The organism is Halanaerobium kushneri (genome assembly GCF_900156285.1).
In the GTDB taxonomy this organism is placed as follows: Bacteria; Bacillota; Halanaerobiia; order Halanaerobiales; family Halanaerobiaceae; genus Halanaerobium; species Halanaerobium kushneri.
In genome coordinates this window covers 43,135-58,529 of record NZ_FTNC01000009.1, presented here as the reverse complement: position 1 = coordinate 58,529, position 15,395 = coordinate 43,135, and the positions used below count along the sequence as shown (strand labels likewise).

The window sequence follows — 15,395 nt, the reverse complement described above, 5'->3', positions numbered from 1 at the left end:
ATCGAGTCCGTCTCACTAACCTCCCTTTCTAAGACGCATTGTTAGGTTAGTATTAGGACATCGAGTCCGTCACACTTCTCTTCTTTTTTAAGACGGATGGTCGAGGCACAAATCTTGCTTTAATAAACAAATTGTTAGATTTGTGTTAGCACATTGAGTGCGTCATATTATTAGGACATCGAGTCTGCAAAGTAAAAAAAGGATGCAACCTCTAGTTAAAGAGGAAGCATCCTTGAATTTAAATATTAAGTTAATGAGTCTGAGTGGTTATCGGGCTTACATCATACCGCCCATGCCACCCATGCCACCCATGCCGCCCATTCCTCCGGGCATGCCACCGGGCATTCCGCCACCATTTCCGTCATCATCATCGTCGCTATTATCAGCAACTAGACATTCAGTGGTTAAAAGCATGGAAGCAGCACTTGCTGCATTTTGAAGAGCAGAACGTGTAACTTTAGCAGGATCAATGATACCAGCTTTAATCATATCTACATATTCGCCTTTCATGGCATCAAAGCCGATTCCTTCATCCTTTTCCTTAACTCTTTCTACAACTACAGATCCTTCGTGACCTGCATTATTAGCAATCTGCTTAATTGGAGCTTCTAGAGCTTTACGAACAATATCAACTCCAGTACCCTCGTCACCTTCTAAGTTTAAGCTTTCAAGGGCAGCCATTACCTTAAGGTAGGTTGTACCTCCACCAGCAACTAAACCTTCTTCTACAGCTGCTCTGGTAGCAGATAATGCATCCTCAATTCTATGCTGCTTTTCTTTAAGCTCGGTTTCGGTTGCTGCACCAACCTGAATTACTGCAACACCACCGGCTAATTTAGCTAATCTTTCCTGTAATTTTTCTCTATCAAAATCAGAAGTAGTAGTTTCAATCTGCTTTCTTAATTGAGAAATTCTATCCTGAATCTTTTCCTTGTCTCCGTTACCTTCGACAATTGTAGTATCATCTTTGGTAATTGTTACTTTATGTGCCTGACCTAAGTCATTAATGCTTGCATTTTCAAGCTTTAGACCAAGATCTTCAGTAATTAAAGTACCACCTGTTAGAACAGCAATATCTTCTAACATAGCTTTGCGGCGGTCACCAAATCCAGGTGCTTTTACAGCTACACAATTAAAGGTTCCACGAATTTTATTTACCACTAAAGTAGCAAGTGCTTCCCCTTCAACTTCTTCAGAAATAATCATTAAACTCTTGCCTGACTGAGCAACCTGCTCTAATAATGGTAAAATATCCTGAATACTGGAAATTTTCTTATCAGTAATTAAGATATATGGATCTTCTAAAGAGGCTTCCATTGTATCAGTATCAGTTACCATATAAGGAGATAAGTAACCACGATCAAATTGCATACCTTCTACAACATCTAAGGAAGTTCCCATACTTTTAGACTCTTCTACAGAGATAACTCCATCCTGTCCAACTTTTTCCATTGCCTCTGCAATTAAGTTACCAATCTCATCATCATTACCGGCAGAAATAGAAGCAATCTGGGATACAGCTTCTTTACCTTCTACAGGTCTGGCAACTGAAGCAATCTCATCAGTTAATTTTTCTACTGCTTTTTGAATACCTCTTTTGATCAGCATTGGATTTGCACCAGCAGCTACATTTTTAAATCCTTCTTTTAACATAGCTTCTGCTAATACTGTTGCAGTTGTTGTACCATCACCAGCAACATCATTAGTTTTAGTAGCTACTTCTTTTACTGCCTGAGCACCCATATTTTCATAACGATCTTTTAATTCAATTTCCTTGGCAATACTAACACCATCATTTGTGATAGTAGGAGAACCAAAGCTCTTTTCTAAAAGTACATTACGTCCTTTGGGTCCAAGTGTTACTTTAACTGCATTTGCTAAACGAGAAACTCCTGTTTCTAATTTGCGGCGTGCGTCTTCGCCGAATTTTAACTGTTTTGGCATCTAAATCCCTCCTGTATAATTAATCTGAGTTATTTTTGAAAGTAATTTTATAAATTATCAAATTGAATAGAGATAATTTTTAATTTAGTTAATAACTGCTAAAATATCTTCTATTGCAAGAATAATATATTCTTCACTATCAATTTCAACTTTTGTTCCAGCATATTTATCAAAAACTACTGTGTCACCAACAGCTACTTCTGCTTCTTCGCCTTCTGGTGCAATATTTTTACCTACAGCAACTATTTCACCCTGCTGTGGCTTTTCGTCTTTTTTGGCTGTATCAGGAAGTACAATTCCTCCCTTAGTTTTCTCTTCACCTTCATCTTTGACAAATTTTACTGCAACTCTGTTATCTAGTGGTTTAATACTCATTAAAAAATAACCCCCTTCTAATATTATATTCTTTTATAATAATTAGCACTCATTTGAGGTGAGTGCTAATAAGCACTGTAAATATAATATCTAAGACAGTTAGGAAAATCAAATCCTCTATTTGGTTTTAAAAGGTTAACAAAGCTCATTAATTGCAATTAAATCAAATTAAATCATTTATTCTCTGATTAACAAATATTTTATAAAGATGTCTTCATATCTTACATTATTTAAATTAAAACCACCTCTGCCCTAAATTTCTCTTCCAGCTGACTGTAATGGTTTCCCAGCAGGTCATTACCATAATAATCATAAATAATCTCCGGTAAAATGATTTTTTTGATCTTTTCTTCAATCAAATTGAGACTGCTAATTAAATCAGAATTAGTTAAAAGGCCGGCTGCAATAATTGAAGCTCCAAAAAAACAATTTTTTACTTTTAGTAATTTTAAATTTTTATTATCTATTAAATATTTCTTAATTAAACTAAATATGAGATTATAACCCGCCTCTGAAGCTAAAATCACTGTGATTCCATTTTGGTTTTTTGAACTTTCAGCTGCATAAGCTTCTAAACTTTTCTTTTCTTTTCTACTCAAATCATAAGACATGATTAATCCAGAATCTTCGTTTTTCTTTTTTTTAAGAATTATTTTTTTAGTTTTTTGATCACGTTTGAATATTATTTCAGGATTACTGGCAGTTTTAATTTGATAAAAAGCATCAACTCTGCTTTCAACAGTATTTTGATTTATTTTTTTTATTATATCGCCCGGCTGTAAATCTACTTTTGCAGGAGAATCTTTTATAATATCATTTATTTCAGCTTTAAAATCATTCAATAGCTGAGGCTCAACAAGAATTGGGTATGAATATTCATTTTTGATTGAGTTAATGAACTGATTTAATTGCTGATAATCATCTGTAGCAGAAATAATCTCAGAATCTGCATAATTACTAAAACCAGCCATAAACACTCGCAAAGTCCGTGGTTGGTATTTTTCCAAAAAATCAAAGCTTCTTTTTAAATAATCAAAACCTTTAAGATGGTGCATGGAAACAATACTTGCAGAAAAATTAAACTCCATTCTTTTTAGTTCAGGAATAATTTTAAAAACATTATTTGGACGCGAATCATTCATTAAAAAAACCCGTTCCTCAGGAGCGGGACCATTTAGCGAGATATTTAATTCCAATGGTTCTAAATTCTTTAGGTATTCTAATCTCTCAAGCTCTAGAAATGAAGCACTAGTTGTAATTTTAATTTCAATCTCTGGCCATCGCTGACGCAGATATTCTAAGATTTGATATATTTCTGGATAAACAAAAGGTTCACCTTCGATAATTTTACTGGCTGACTCACCAATAAAAACTGGTTTCTCCGGATTCAAAAATTCAATCATATTTTTGATTAGTGCTTTATCCAGATGTCCAAAGCTATAAGTTTCAACCTGGGGGGGATTGTTTTTATGACTGCAAAAAATACAGTTCAATTTGCAGATAGATGTTATAGGAAGAATATTATCTTCTTTTACTGTTTTATATAAAATTTCTTCTTTAGATCTTTTTTTCATTTAATCACCTACAATTTTAAAGAGGGATCAGCACTAATACTTAAAGGTGCAAAATCACGCTCAAGATACTGATAATATGCCACTGCACCAATCATAGCTGCATTATCAGTACATAATTCTAAAGGAGGATAGTAAAGTTTTAAATTATGTTCCTCTAATTTTTCCTCAATATAACTTCTAAGCCTCTGATTTGCGGCAACTCCACCTGATAAAACAACACTCTCTACATCATATTTCTCTACCGCCTGCAGTAAATTTGCGGTTAAACTGTCTACTACTGCTTTTTGAAAGCTGGCTGCTAAATCATTTATTTTTAGCTCATTGCCCCGCTGTTCTTCATTATTAACATAATTCATTACCGCAGTTTTTAAACCACTAAAACTGAAATTATAACTGTCTCCTAAATCAGCTCTTGGAAAATCAACTGCCATCTCATTTCCAGCTCGAGCTGCTTTTTCTATTGCCGGTCCTCCGGGATAACCCAGACCGAGAAATCGGGAGATTTTATCAAAGGCTTCTCCTGCGGCATCATCAACAGTTCTCCCAAGAATTTTATAACCTCTTAAATCCTCAAAATATAACAGATCTGTATGTCCACCAGAAATAGTAAGACACAAAAGTGGTTTTTTTATTTCTGGATTGGCGATAAAATTAGCATAAATATGTCCAGCAATATGATTAACCCCTATTAAAGGGATATTTAAAGCCAGGGAAATTGTCTTGGCAGCAGTCAGAGTAACTAAAAGCCCTCCAACTAGACCTGGACCAGAAGTAGATGCTACTGCATCTAAATCTTCAAAATCAATTCCTGCTTCTGCTAATGCCTGATCAATTACAGGCAGCAGCAACTCAAGATGTTTACGGGAGGCAATTTCCGGTACAACCCCCCCAAATTTTTTATGAAGATCAACCTGAGAAGAAACAACATTTGCCAAAACTTTCAGTCCATTTTTATTTACTGCTGCCGCTGTCTCATCACAGGAACTCTCAAGAGCAAGTATATAAATGTCTTCACTTTCATCTTTTAATTTATCTCTAAACTTCAACTTTCCCACTCCCATATTAATTATTTCCATATTTCTGCTGCCAGTTAATTTCTGCCTGTGGTTTTTTTAAATAAGCGGGTTTAAGCTGATAAATATCATCTCTCTGTCCCGTCTTAAAATAATTTTCTCCCAACCTTGCTAAAACTGCAGCCCTTGGTAGATCAGATTCAGCCTCAGCAAGTCTGGTTGAAAATGCATTGGCTTCTAAAACTCGCCTAACTTCTTTCTTCTTTTCGCCAATTAATGTAATTTCTTTTTCTTTATAATTACTAAGTAATTCTGGTAATTCGGCAATACTGATAGCTGTAGGTTGATAAATTTCTTTTAAAAAATTGTCGTTTGCAGTCCGTAAATTTTGATAAAAAGAACAATAAACTCTTTTTCTTCGGGCATCAATTAGAGGTAATAAATAAGGTTCAGCTATTCCGGCTGCCATGATTTCAAGAGTCGATATACCTTTTACAGGTATAGAAAATATTCTTCCCAGTAATTTTGCTGTAGTAATACCTATTCTAAGACCTGTAAAAGAACCAGGACCTGTTGCTACAGCAACCCCGTTAAGTTCCCGGGGCTGAATTCCCAAGAGCTCAAAAATCTGTTCTATCAAAGGTAGCAATTTTTCGCTGTGCTGCCTCTTTAAACTTAAATTATATTCTCCTCTGAGCTGCCCAGATTCCATTAGAGCAAGTCCCAAATTATCTGTTGAAGTATCAATTGCCAGAGTTAACATTTTTGATTCAACCTTTCTATTAATAAACTACTTCGTTTTCCTTCAGCATAAACAGTAATCTTTCGCTTTTGAGCAGATATTTTTTCTATATTTATAAAAAGAAAGTCAGCCGGCAGCAGTGGAAGTGCAAGTTCCGGCCATTCAATAAAAATTAAAGCTTCTCTAGTTAAATAGTCTTCAAATCCAATTTCTAAAAGCTCTTCTGTTCTATCAAGGCGATAAAGATCCATATGAATAATCTCCTGCTCACCGGAATATTCCTGAATCAGATTAAAAGTTGGGCTTGTTACATTCCCCTGATAACCAGAAGCAGCTGCTGCTGCTTTAATAATTAAAGTCTTACCGGTACCAAGCTCACCTTTAAGTAAAATTAGGGCAGGCACCTCAAGAAATTGGGCCAGGTCCCGGCCAAATTTTGCAGTTTCTGCTGGTGAATTGGTAATAATTGAATAACTACTATTATCCATTTATTTTCCCAGCTCCTCTGAACGCTCTGCTGCTGTTTTAACAGCCTGAACTACAGAAGATCTAAATCCCTGTTCTTCCAGGGTGGCTACTCCAGTAATTGTAGTACCTGCAGGAGAACAGACCATATCTTTAAGTTCAGCAGGATGTTTACCTGAACTTAATACCATTTCTGCCCCTCCCTTAACCGTCTGAGCTGCAAGTTTAAGGGCCTTTTTCCGATCAAGACCTTTTAAAACCCCTGCATCAGACAGTGCCTCTATAAAAATATAGACAAATGCCGGTCCACTACCACTTAGACCGGTAACTGCATCCATTTCACTTTCCTTAACCTTAACTGTTTTCCCCAGAGAGTTAAATATTTGATCTACAAATGCTTTTTCGTCTGCTTCCACAGCTGGACTGTAGTAAATTGCACTCATTCCTGCAGCAACTAAAGCTGGAGTATTTGGCATTACCCGTACAATTTTAGCTCTGGAACCAAAATATTTTGCTAACAGTTCTGTTTTTACTCCAGCTGCAATTGAAATAACAACCTTGGCTGCCGCCACTTTTTTGATATCTTCCAGAACTAAATTAATGATCTGAGGTTTTACTGCCAGAATAATATAGTCAGCTTCTTGAGCAGCAAGACAGTTATCAGCGGTAACAGTTACACTGGCATATTCATCTGTATTTTCAAAATCCGGATCAGCAAATTTTTTATCTGCTGCTATAATATTTTCAGGTTTTATCAGCTTCTGTTTTAAAATTCCATTTAAAATAGCCTTACCCATATTCCCCAGACCAATAATTGCTAATTTCATTTATAAGTCCTCCCCCAGCTTACTCTCTAATCTGTCCACTTCCCATAATAATATACTTAGTAGTTGTTAATTCTTTCAGGCCCATTGGTCCTCTTGCATGCAGTTTTTGAGTACTAATTCCTGTTTCAGCCCCCAGCCCAAATTGACCACCATCAGTAAAGCGAGTTGAGGCATTTACATAAACTGCCGCTGCATCAATATCATCTAAAAATGCTCTGGCTGTAGTATAATTTTCTGTAACTATTGCTTCCGAATGTTTGGTTCCGTACTGGTAAATGTGTTCCACAGCTTCCTCATAATCTGCTACAACTTTAACTGACATTATATAGTCTAAAAACTCGGTCGCATAATCTTCTTCAGTAGCCGGTGTAACACCAGGAACAATTTTTTGAGTCTGCTCACATCCTCTTAATTCTACATCACTTTCAGCAAAGATCCGGGCCATCTCTGGTAAAAATTCCTCTGCAACTTTTTGGTCAACCAGCAAACTTTCTGCTGCATTACAAACAGCAGGCCTGGAATATTTAGCATTAAAAACAATTTTTTTAGCCTTGGTTAAATCCGCATCTTTATTTACATAAACATGGCAGTTACCTACCCCTGTTTCGATTACAGGCACCTTAGATTCGTTAACAACCTTTTGAATTAATCCAGCTCCTCCACGGGGAATTAAAACATCTAAATAATCATTTAGGGTAAATAGAATATCTACTGCTTTCCGATCTGTAGTTGATATCAGCTGAACAGCTTCTTTAGGCAGGGCAGCTTCCCTTAAACCATCCTGAATAATGTTAGTTAAGATTTGGTTGGAATTAAAGGCATTTGAACCCCCACGTAAAATAACCGTATTTCCTGACTTTAGACAAAGACCGGCTACATCGACTGTAACATTTGGTCTTGCCTCATAAATAATACCAATCACACCTAGGGGGACCCTAATTTTACCTATTTGCAGTCCGTTTGGTCTTTTCCACATACCGGGAACTTCTCCAATTGGATCTTCCTGAGCAGCTACTTCTCTTAACCCCTGGGCCATCCCTTTAATTCTTGCTTCTGTTAACTTAAGTCGATCAAGTAAAGCTCTACTTAAACCATTCTCTCTACCCTTTTGCATATCTTTTTCATTGATTTCTAAAATCTCAGCCTGTCTCTCCAGCAGCTTATCAGCAATCATCTGTAAAGCCTTATTTTTCTCGCTGCTTCCTGCCTGAGCCAGCTTTCTGGCTGCTTTTTTTGCGGAATCTGCCTGTGAAATTAATTCTTCTCTAATACTCATTTTTATCTCCTCCTATAACCATGTTGTCCCTATGAATAACCTCACTTTTATTAAAATATCCAAGAATTTTTTCTATTTCATTTGAATGGGAACCTTTAATTCTTTTAATTTCATCAGAATTATAGTTAACAATACCTTTTCCAATTGCCCGGTTTCCGTCACTGATAGTTACTGGATCACCACTATTAAACTCCCCCTCAACTTCAATAATCCCACCCGGAAGTAAACTTTTGCCTCTTTTGACCAGAGCTTCTGCTGCTCCACGATCAACCACAATTTTCCCAAGAGGTGGTAAATTAAAATTTAACCACTGTTTTCTTTTGGATAATCTTTCCTCAGCAGTCAGAAATGTAGTTCCAAGATTAAACTGACTATTCTCCGCCATTTCAACAATCTTTAAAAGAGAGTTTTTTTCTTTGCCAGATCCAATTATCATTTGCACCCCAGAGTTGACAGCAATTTTTGCAGCTTCAATTTTTGTTTCCATACCTCCCGTGCCCACTGCACTGCCCTTACCTCCAGCCATTTTTTCTATTTCAGTTGTTATATTTTCAACTTTAGAAATAAGTTGGATATTATCTCTATTATCAGCCGGATCACCATTATAGAGACCATCAACATCAGATAAATTAATTAGTAAATCTGCTTCTACCAGCCCGGCTACTCTTGCTGCCAGAGTATCATTGTCTCCAACCTTTATCTCATTTGTAACAACAGTGTCATTTTCGTTAATTACAGGAATTACGCCATGATCAATTAAAGTCTTTAGAGTATTAAAGGCATTCAGGTAACGATTTCTGTTCTCCAGATCACTTGAAGTTAGCAAAATTTGAGCAGAATTCGCACCATATTCTCTAAAAAATTTATTATAGATACCCACGAGAAGCCCCTGTCCTACAGCTGCACAGGCCTGCTGTTCAGGAATAGACCCCGGTTTTTTTGCATAACCAAGCTCTCCCATACCAGCTGCGACTGCTCCCGAACTAACCAGTATCATTTCTCTGCCCTGGTTTTTAAGATCAACCAGCTGCCGGCTCAAAGCATCCAGCTGGGTAAAATTTAATTTTCCATTCTGATTTGTTAAACTACTACTTCCTACTTTAACTACAATTCTTTTAAATTTCATTATTAAATCATCCTGTCTCTGATCAGAATTTAAATATTAAAAAACATCTTAATTTATTATATCAAATTTAATTAAAGATAAAAAGGGGATAACTGCATAACAAAACAGCTATCCCCATTAATATATTTATTTACTTTAAAGATTAAGTTAAGCAAGTTCAATTTTTAATACTTTTGTACCAGCTTCAACTTTTTCTTTTTTGAGAATTTCCATATTTTTAACCTTTTCCATGTTGGTAATAATAACAGGAGTAGAAATCGAAGGAGCATTTTCTTTAATAAAATCTAAATCTACTTCAATTAATGGAGTACCAACATCAACTTTGTCACCATTTTTTACAAGTTTTTTAAAACCTTCTCCATCCAATTTAACTGTATCTATACCAATATGAACCAGAACTTCCAGACCCTTTTTAGTTTTTATTCCTACTGCATGTCCTGTAGAAAAAATCTGAACAATCTCTCCAGCACAGGGAGCTTTAACAACGTTTTCTTCTGGAGTAATGGCAAAACCATCTCCTAGCATTTTCTGGGCAAAGGCATCATCAGGTACTTGCTGTAAATCACTAACTTCCCCTGCAAATGGTGCTGCTAAATATTCCTCTTTTTTCTTAAAAATATTAAACATTTAATCTCCTCCTCTAATTTATTATAATACATTTCCTTTTACTTTTACAATAGTACTTAAATTAATTAAAATCTATTTTTTTACATTATTCTTTTTATTTTATCCTTTAATGCATCCGATTCAGGGCCAAATACAACCTGCACACTACTGCCGGATTTCATAACACCCGACGCTCCTAATTGTTTTAGCATCTTCTCATCAATATTAGAATTATCAATGACTTCAAGTCTTAGTCTGGTAATGCAGGCATCTACACTTTCTAAATTTTTACTACCTCCCAGAGCAGCCAGCACATCTGCAGCTCGCTGATCCTTGTCCATAGGAGCAGCATCTTCTGATTCGACTGCATCACTGCCACGACCGGGTGTCTCAAAGTTGAACAGAGGAATTGTAAAATAAAAAACAGTAAAATATAAAACTGCCATTATTGGTCCAACAACCAGCCAAAACATCATTGGATTTCCCAGATTTGATAAACTTAAAACATAATCAATTGCACTGGCAGAAAAAGTATAACCAATTCTAATATCAAAGAAATTGGTTAAAAGTCCAGAAATAAAACCTCCAACAACATGAAATAAGTAAAGAGGTGGCGCTACAAAAATAAATGAAAACTCAATTGGTTCAGTTATTCCTGTCAAAAATGAAGTTATAGCAGCAGTTGTTAGCATACCAGCAACTTTAACTTTATTTTTAGCTCTCAAATACATTGCCAGACAGGCTGCTGGAAGCGCAAATAACATTAACGGAAACTCAGCTGCCATAAAGCGTCCGGCAGTTGGATCACCTGCAAAAAATCTGGCTGTTTCTCCTCTTAATACCTGGCCTGCTTCTGTAGTATAACGTCCAAATTCATATAAAAAAGGTGGATAATAAACATGATGTAAACCAACAGGTATTAAAGCTCTCTTACCAGCAGCATATAATGCTGGCCCTATTGGGGAATTCATTGCAAAACGGGCAAATTGATTAATTTGAATCTGAATTGGGGGCCAGACAAAAGATAGAGCAACTCCTGCCAGCACAGAACCTGCCGCAGTTACTATTGGAACCAATCTTTTCCCGGCAAAAAATCCTAGATATGGAGGCAGCTCAGTACTATGAAACTTTTTATACATTTGTGCAGCAATAACTCCCACAACTATACCACCAAAAACTCCTGTATTAATTGCCTCAATACTGCCACCCGTTCTTTCGGAAATATTAATTATTCCAGCCATAACAGTGAGCACTTTAGCATAAACTGTAAATCCTACTCCAGCTGCAAGAGCTGCTACAGCATCTCCAGCAAAACCTATAGCCACGCCCAGAGCAAAAATCAGTGGTAAATGCTCAAAAATTGCAATTCCACTACTAAACATTACCTCTCCAATATCAACAGCCAGACCATTCTGTTCCTGAAGCATTCTACCTAAAGCAACTAAAATACCTGCAGCAGGCAAAACAGAAACTGGTGTCATTAGTGCCTTACCTATTTTTTGTAATTTCTTAAAACCTTTCATTAAAAAAATTTCCTCCCTTTTAAAATTATAAGTATTATAGATGAAATATATATAAAAGCAAAAAAGCCGATCAGATAATCCGAAACCAATAAAATGGTCTCAGTATCTAATCGGCTTTTGCCTGATTGAACAGTAACACGCCAGTTAAATTATTAATATCTATTGAGAGTTATTTAAATCTCTTTTTAATCGATGCAAATGCAGAGCCAGATATCCTTTTTCACTTTCCGGTACCTGACAATTAAACTTGTCTTCTATTATTTTAGCAAGTTTTACAGCAACTTTAAAGGAAAAATCAAAATTTTCCTTAATATTTTTTAAAAGTGGATTGGGATTTGAGACATCAGTTTCTATTCTTTCAAGTGCAAAACGGAGATGGTTAACTAATCTAGCATAATTGAGACTTTCATAACTTAATTTTTGACCCAGTTCATTTTCTACCTCTGTTACCAGCTCTTTAATTAAAGAGGTGTTTTTTAAAGTTTTAGAAACTCCTCTTTCATTTCTGGCTCCATGAATATGCAGAGTAATAAATCCGACTTCGCTTTCAGGAATATCCAGCTCAAATCTATTAGCAATCATTTGCACTGCTTTTTCCGCCAGTCTGTATTCCTGATTATATAATGTCCTTGTTTCAGCTAAAAAAGGATTGGTGACTTCTATCCCATCTTTAATTCTTTTTAGAGAAAAAGCAATATGATCAGCCAGACCAATTCTGATATGCTGATCCAGCTCTTCATTTAATTTAGAGCTGACCATTGCAATTATTTCCTCAGTTATTCCAATAACCTGACTATCTATTTCTTCTAACAGTTGAATATAATTTTCTCTTTTTTCTCCTTCAATTGGGGCAAATTCTTTATCAATTTCAAGTTCTGATTTCAAAAAATCATCACCAGTTTTTCTGGAAAACCCGATCCCTCTACCGATTAAGATAAGCTCTCTTTTTGAAGAAATTTCTTCTGCCAGAATTACATTATTATTAAAGATCTTTTTTATTTTAAGTTTCTCAACTGCAGCCATAAAAACCTCCTCAAAATTGCAGGACATCGGTAAAATAAAAATGGTAAACCTAAAACACAAAAACAATTTCTATCTTTTAGCTATACTGTTAATAAAAAAATCCAGAAAAAGATAGCTTCCTCTCCAAAAAGTTAAGATATCCTTCCCCAGATTATGCCTGATTTAACAGTTACACTCTTTAAATTATTCATTTCTTTAATGATAACAGTATTTATGAACTTTTTCAAGTTTTTTTGAAAATAAAAGTAAATCGATTTCGTAAATATTTATTAGATAACAATATATAAACTCTTTACTTATCTTTTTAACGATTGATCGATAGAGCCATCCTGCGATAACTGTGACGTTTTCCCCTAATTGTCTTGGATAAAGTCAGTATATTTTCTGGTAGCGCTATTCCCCCGTAAGCTGCATCACCAATATGCTGGATATCAGCTCCAGCCATTTTACTCATTAGTGCAATTTCTCTAATTGTCTCTGCATCTGAACTTTCCTGAGAAGTACCAATTGCTGTCAAAGCCAATTTCCCTCTGTTATGAACCAATCTTATTATTTCTTTTAATGAATTCAAATCGATTCCGGGTACTGTCCCCACAGCAGGAAGTAAAATTATATCTGTACCGGCTGAAATTAATGAATCTATATATTTTGCAGCCAGATATTCCTCATCTATACCTGCCATATGCATTTTACCAGCAGTTATTATTATCTGGTCACCAAAATTTTGATCTGCTATTTTGACCGCTTCAATTATTGCCTGATTGCTAACCCCAACTGATGGATTGCCGGTAAAAGTAATCATATTAAAACCTGCTTTAACTGCTAGCTCAATATTTTTCAAACTTGCTTTTCGTCCAGAACTTAATTCTATAAAATCATCCTTCTGATTATCTCCCTTATTTACTGGTTCCAGATTGATACCCAGAGGTCTTCCACATAATTTTTTTATGGTAGTTACTATTTCTTTAGCACTTCCCTGCTTAATATTTTTAAAATAGGGTTTATTTAAATCAAATAAGTTTAAAAGTAAAATATCTGCCCCAAAAGCTGCTGCTATCTCGGCATTACTCACATCTCTAAATAATGACTCCTCACCAATAACCTCTGAGATAATAGTTCTACCTTCTGATAATTTTATAGACTGCAGCAGTTCTTCTTTATTGTAACTTAAAAGCTCGGAACTATTTGAACTTAAAAGTCGTTTGGACATTTTAATCCCCTCTTTCTAAAGATTTTGAGTTATTATAGATTTAAAGCCGGAGCAAAGACTCCGGCTTTAATTAATAAATTAATTTATTTTATTCCCGCATCACTTTTAATTCCTGATTTATGTCATCAGCAATCATTTCCGCCTTTGTTCCAACTACAACCTGAGCATTATTCTTATTCGCTTTTAAAACACCGGTTGCGCCAAGCTGCTGCAAAGTCTGCTCATCTATTTTTTCCGTATCTCTTAACTCTAAACGAAGTCGAGTAATACAGGCTTCAACTTTCTTTATGTTATCTTCTCCACCAAGAGCTTCTATATAAGCTCTTGGTTTGTTTTTTGATTTACTTTTCCCTCCTGATTTTTTCTGTTGAGTTTCGGGCATTACACTCATTTCGGTTCCTCGATCAACATCTGCATCAAGACGTCCTGGAGTGGCAATATCAAATTTTTCTATTACAAAACGGAAAAGGAAATAATAGATGGCAAAAACCACCAGACCAATTGGTATTATTAACAGAGGCCGAGTCGCAAGTCCATAATTTAAGAAATAATCAATTGCTCCTGCAGAAAATCCAAAACCGTGTTTAATTCCCAGTATATATGTTGTGACTAAAGATAGACCAGTTAGACCTGCATGAATAACATATAAAGCAGGAGCTAAAAACATAAATGAAAATTCAATCGGTTCTGTAATTCCTGTTAAAAATGAAGTAAGAGCAACACTTAAGAAAATACCGGAAACTGCTTTTTTATTTTCCGGTTTAGCTGCGTGATACATTGCTAATGCTGCTGCTGGCAGACCAAACATAAAAATAGGAAAAAATCCAGACATAAAGAATCCGGCGGATGGATCTCCGGCAAAAAATCTGGATAAATCTCCAGTTACAACTTCTCCAGCTGAAGTTGTAAATTCTCCAAACACAAACCAGATAAAACTATTAATAACATGATGCAAACCAACAGGTATCAATAGCCTGTTTAAGAAACCATATACAAATACACCAATTGCACCAGCATCAATAATCCACTGTCCAGCCATTTGAATAGCATCCTGAATGGGGGGCCAGATAAAGCCAAATATTCCGGCCAAAACAACCCCGGCAGCCCCAGTTACTATTGGAACAAAACGGCGGCCACCAAAGAAACCTAAAAAATCAGGTAATTGAATATCATGATAGCGATTGTATAAGGCTCCCGCAGTTAGTCCACCTATAATACCGGCTAAAACACCCATATTAATATCAGAATTAATAGCCTGAGTACCATTAGTAATTACAAGATATCCAACTGCTCCAGCCAGACCTGCTGAACCAGAACTGTCAAAAGCAATTCCTACTGCAACACCAATACCAAATAATAAGGCCAGATTATCAAAAATTGCAGAACCAGCAGCCATAACAAATGGAATATCAAAGACATCCCCTGCACCTAATCTTAGTAGTAAAGCAGCTGCAGGCAAGACTGCGATTGGCAGCATCAGAGATTTACCAATACGCTGTAATTGAGAAAATACTTTTTTCAATTAAATCAACCTCCCTGTTATTTTAAAAATCACTCAGATACTTTAAGTTAATTCCCTCCTCTGCTTACACCCCGACTGAGTACGAATAATTTAATATCATTTTAGCCGAGATTTGAATTTTGTGAATATTGACTCTACTTTTAATTATACTCAACTTAAGTTTTGTTGT

General features: G+C 35.7%; 14 protein-coding genes. All 14 read right to left on the bottom strand.

The features are described 5' to 3' along the window. Positions 1–276 precede the first annotated feature (276 nt). Positions 277–1,944 (bottom strand): chaperonin GroEL, encoded by a 1,668-nt coding sequence (groL, locus tag BW929_RS07705; RefSeq protein WP_076544793.1) that lies wholly within the window; start codon positions 1,942–1,944, stop codon positions 277–279. An 84-nt stretch (positions 1,945–2,028) separates the two neighbouring features. Next, positions 2,029–2,319: a co-chaperone GroES gene (locus tag BW929_RS07700; RefSeq protein ID WP_076544792.1), complete on the bottom strand. Its 291-nt coding sequence runs from the start codon at positions 2,317–2,319 to the stop codon at positions 2,029–2,031. 230 nt (positions 2,320–2,549) lie between these two features. Further along, the gene (locus tag BW929_RS07695) at positions 2,550–3,893 is read right to left on the bottom strand and encodes a radical SAM protein (protein ID WP_076544791.1); all 1,344 of its coding nucleotides are present in this window, start codon (positions 3,891–3,893) and stop codon (positions 2,550–2,552) included. Between the two features lie 8 nt (positions 3,894–3,901). Continuing rightward, entirely contained in the window at positions 3,902–4,939 is a 1,038-nt protein-coding gene (gene tsaD, locus BW929_RS07690; RefSeq protein ID WP_234978076.1) for a tRNA (adenosine(37)-N6)-threonylcarbamoyltransferase complex transferase subunit TsaD, read from the bottom strand. A 16-nt stretch (positions 4,940–4,955) separates the two neighbouring features. Continuing rightward, complete coding sequence (tsaB, locus tag BW929_RS07685) at positions 4,956–5,669, bottom strand: tRNA (adenosine(37)-N6)-threonylcarbamoyltransferase complex dimerization subunit type 1 TsaB (RefSeq protein ID WP_076544790.1); 714 nt, start codon at positions 5,667–5,669, stop codon at positions 4,956–4,958. Then, on the bottom strand, positions 5,663–6,136 hold the full coding sequence (tsaE, locus tag BW929_RS07680) for a tRNA (adenosine(37)-N6)-threonylcarbamoyltransferase complex ATPase subunit type 1 TsaE (protein ID WP_076544789.1): 474 nt from the start codon (positions 6,134–6,136) through the stop codon (positions 5,663–5,665). The genes tsaB and tsaE overlap by 7 nt, the downstream gene beginning before the upstream one ends. Further along, positions 6,137–6,940, bottom strand: coding sequence for a pyrroline-5-carboxylate reductase (gene proC / locus BW929_RS07675; protein WP_076544788.1), 804 nt, complete (start codon positions 6,938–6,940; stop codon positions 6,137–6,139). Positions 6,941–6,959: 19 nt separating this feature from the next. Then, positions 6,960–8,216, bottom strand: a complete 1,257-nt coding sequence (locus tag BW929_RS07670) for a glutamate-5-semialdehyde dehydrogenase (RefSeq protein WP_076544787.1) — start codon at positions 8,214–8,216, stop codon at positions 6,960–6,962. Next, on the bottom strand, positions 8,206–9,342 hold the full coding sequence (gene proB, locus BW929_RS07665; RefSeq protein ID WP_076544786.1) for a glutamate 5-kinase: 1,137 nt from the start codon (positions 9,340–9,342) through the stop codon (positions 8,206–8,208). The genes BW929_RS07670 and proB overlap by 11 nt, the downstream gene beginning before the upstream one ends. A 147-nt stretch (positions 9,343–9,489) precedes the next feature. Beyond that, positions 9,490–9,969, bottom strand: a complete 480-nt coding sequence (locus tag BW929_RS07660) for a PTS sugar transporter subunit IIA (RefSeq protein WP_076544785.1) — start codon at positions 9,967–9,969, stop codon at positions 9,490–9,492. Between the two features lie 80 nt (positions 9,970–10,049). After that, positions 10,050–11,471, bottom strand: coding sequence for a PTS transporter subunit EIIC (locus BW929_RS07655; protein ID WP_076544784.1), 1,422 nt, complete (start codon positions 11,469–11,471; stop codon positions 10,050–10,052). Between the two features lie 159 nt (positions 11,472–11,630). Next, positions 11,631–12,494, bottom strand: a complete 864-nt coding sequence (gene glcT, locus BW929_RS07650; RefSeq protein ID WP_076544783.1) for a glucose PTS transporter transcription antiterminator GlcT — start codon at positions 12,492–12,494, stop codon at positions 11,631–11,633. A gap of 304 nt (positions 12,495–12,798) precedes the next feature. After that, positions 12,799–13,704, bottom strand: coding sequence for a DUF7916 family protein (locus BW929_RS07645; RefSeq protein WP_076544782.1), 906 nt, complete (start codon positions 13,702–13,704; stop codon positions 12,799–12,801). An 88-nt stretch (positions 13,705–13,792) separates the two neighbouring features. Beyond that, positions 13,793–15,226: an N-acetylglucosamine-specific PTS transporter subunit IIBC gene (gene nagE / locus BW929_RS07640; protein WP_076544781.1), complete on the bottom strand. Its 1,434-nt coding sequence runs from the start codon at positions 15,224–15,226 to the stop codon at positions 13,793–13,795. Positions 15,227–15,395: the final 169 nt, after the last annotated feature.

Excerpts from the sequence above, each read along its gene's own strand:
- glcT (WP_076544783.1), bottom strand. The coding sequence starts at position 12,494 with ATGGCTGCAGTTGAGAAACTTAAAATAAAAAAGATCTTTAATAATAAT.
- tsaE (WP_076544789.1), bottom strand. The coding sequence starts at position 6,136 with ATGGATAATAGTAGTTATTCAATTATTACCAATTCACCAGCAGAAACT.
- BW929_RS07695 (WP_076544791.1), bottom strand. The coding sequence starts at position 3,893 with ATGAAAAAAAGATCTAAAGAAGAAATTTTATATAAAACAGTAAAAGAA.
- BW929_RS07645 (WP_076544782.1), bottom strand. The coding sequence starts at position 13,704 with ATGTCCAAACGACTTTTAAGTTCAAATAGTTCCGAGCTTTTAAGTTAC.
- proB (WP_076544786.1), bottom strand. The coding sequence starts at position 9,342 with ATGAAATTTAAAAGAATTGTAGTTAAAGTAGGAAGTAGTAGTTTAACA.
- BW929_RS07660 (WP_076544785.1), bottom strand. The coding sequence starts at position 9,969 with ATGTTTAATATTTTTAAGAAAAAAGAGGAATATTTAGCAGCACCATTT.
- proC (WP_076544788.1), bottom strand. The coding sequence starts at position 6,940 with ATGAAATTAGCAATTATTGGTCTGGGGAATATGGGTAAGGCTATTTTA.
- BW929_RS07655 (WP_076544784.1), bottom strand. The coding sequence starts at position 11,471 with ATGAAAGGTTTTAAGAAATTACAAAAAATAGGTAAGGCACTAATGACA.
- BW929_RS07700 (WP_076544792.1), bottom strand. The coding sequence starts at position 2,319 with ATGAGTATTAAACCACTAGATAACAGAGTTGCAGTAAAATTTGTCAAA.
- tsaB (WP_076544790.1), bottom strand. The coding sequence starts at position 5,669 with ATGTTAACTCTGGCAATTGATACTTCAACAGATAATTTGGGACTTGCT.
- BW929_RS07670 (WP_076544787.1), bottom strand. The coding sequence starts at position 8,216 with ATGAGTATTAGAGAAGAATTAATTTCACAGGCAGATTCCGCAAAAAAA.
- groL (WP_076544793.1), bottom strand. The coding sequence starts at position 1,944 with ATGCCAAAACAGTTAAAATTCGGCGAAGACGCACGCCGCAAATTAGAA.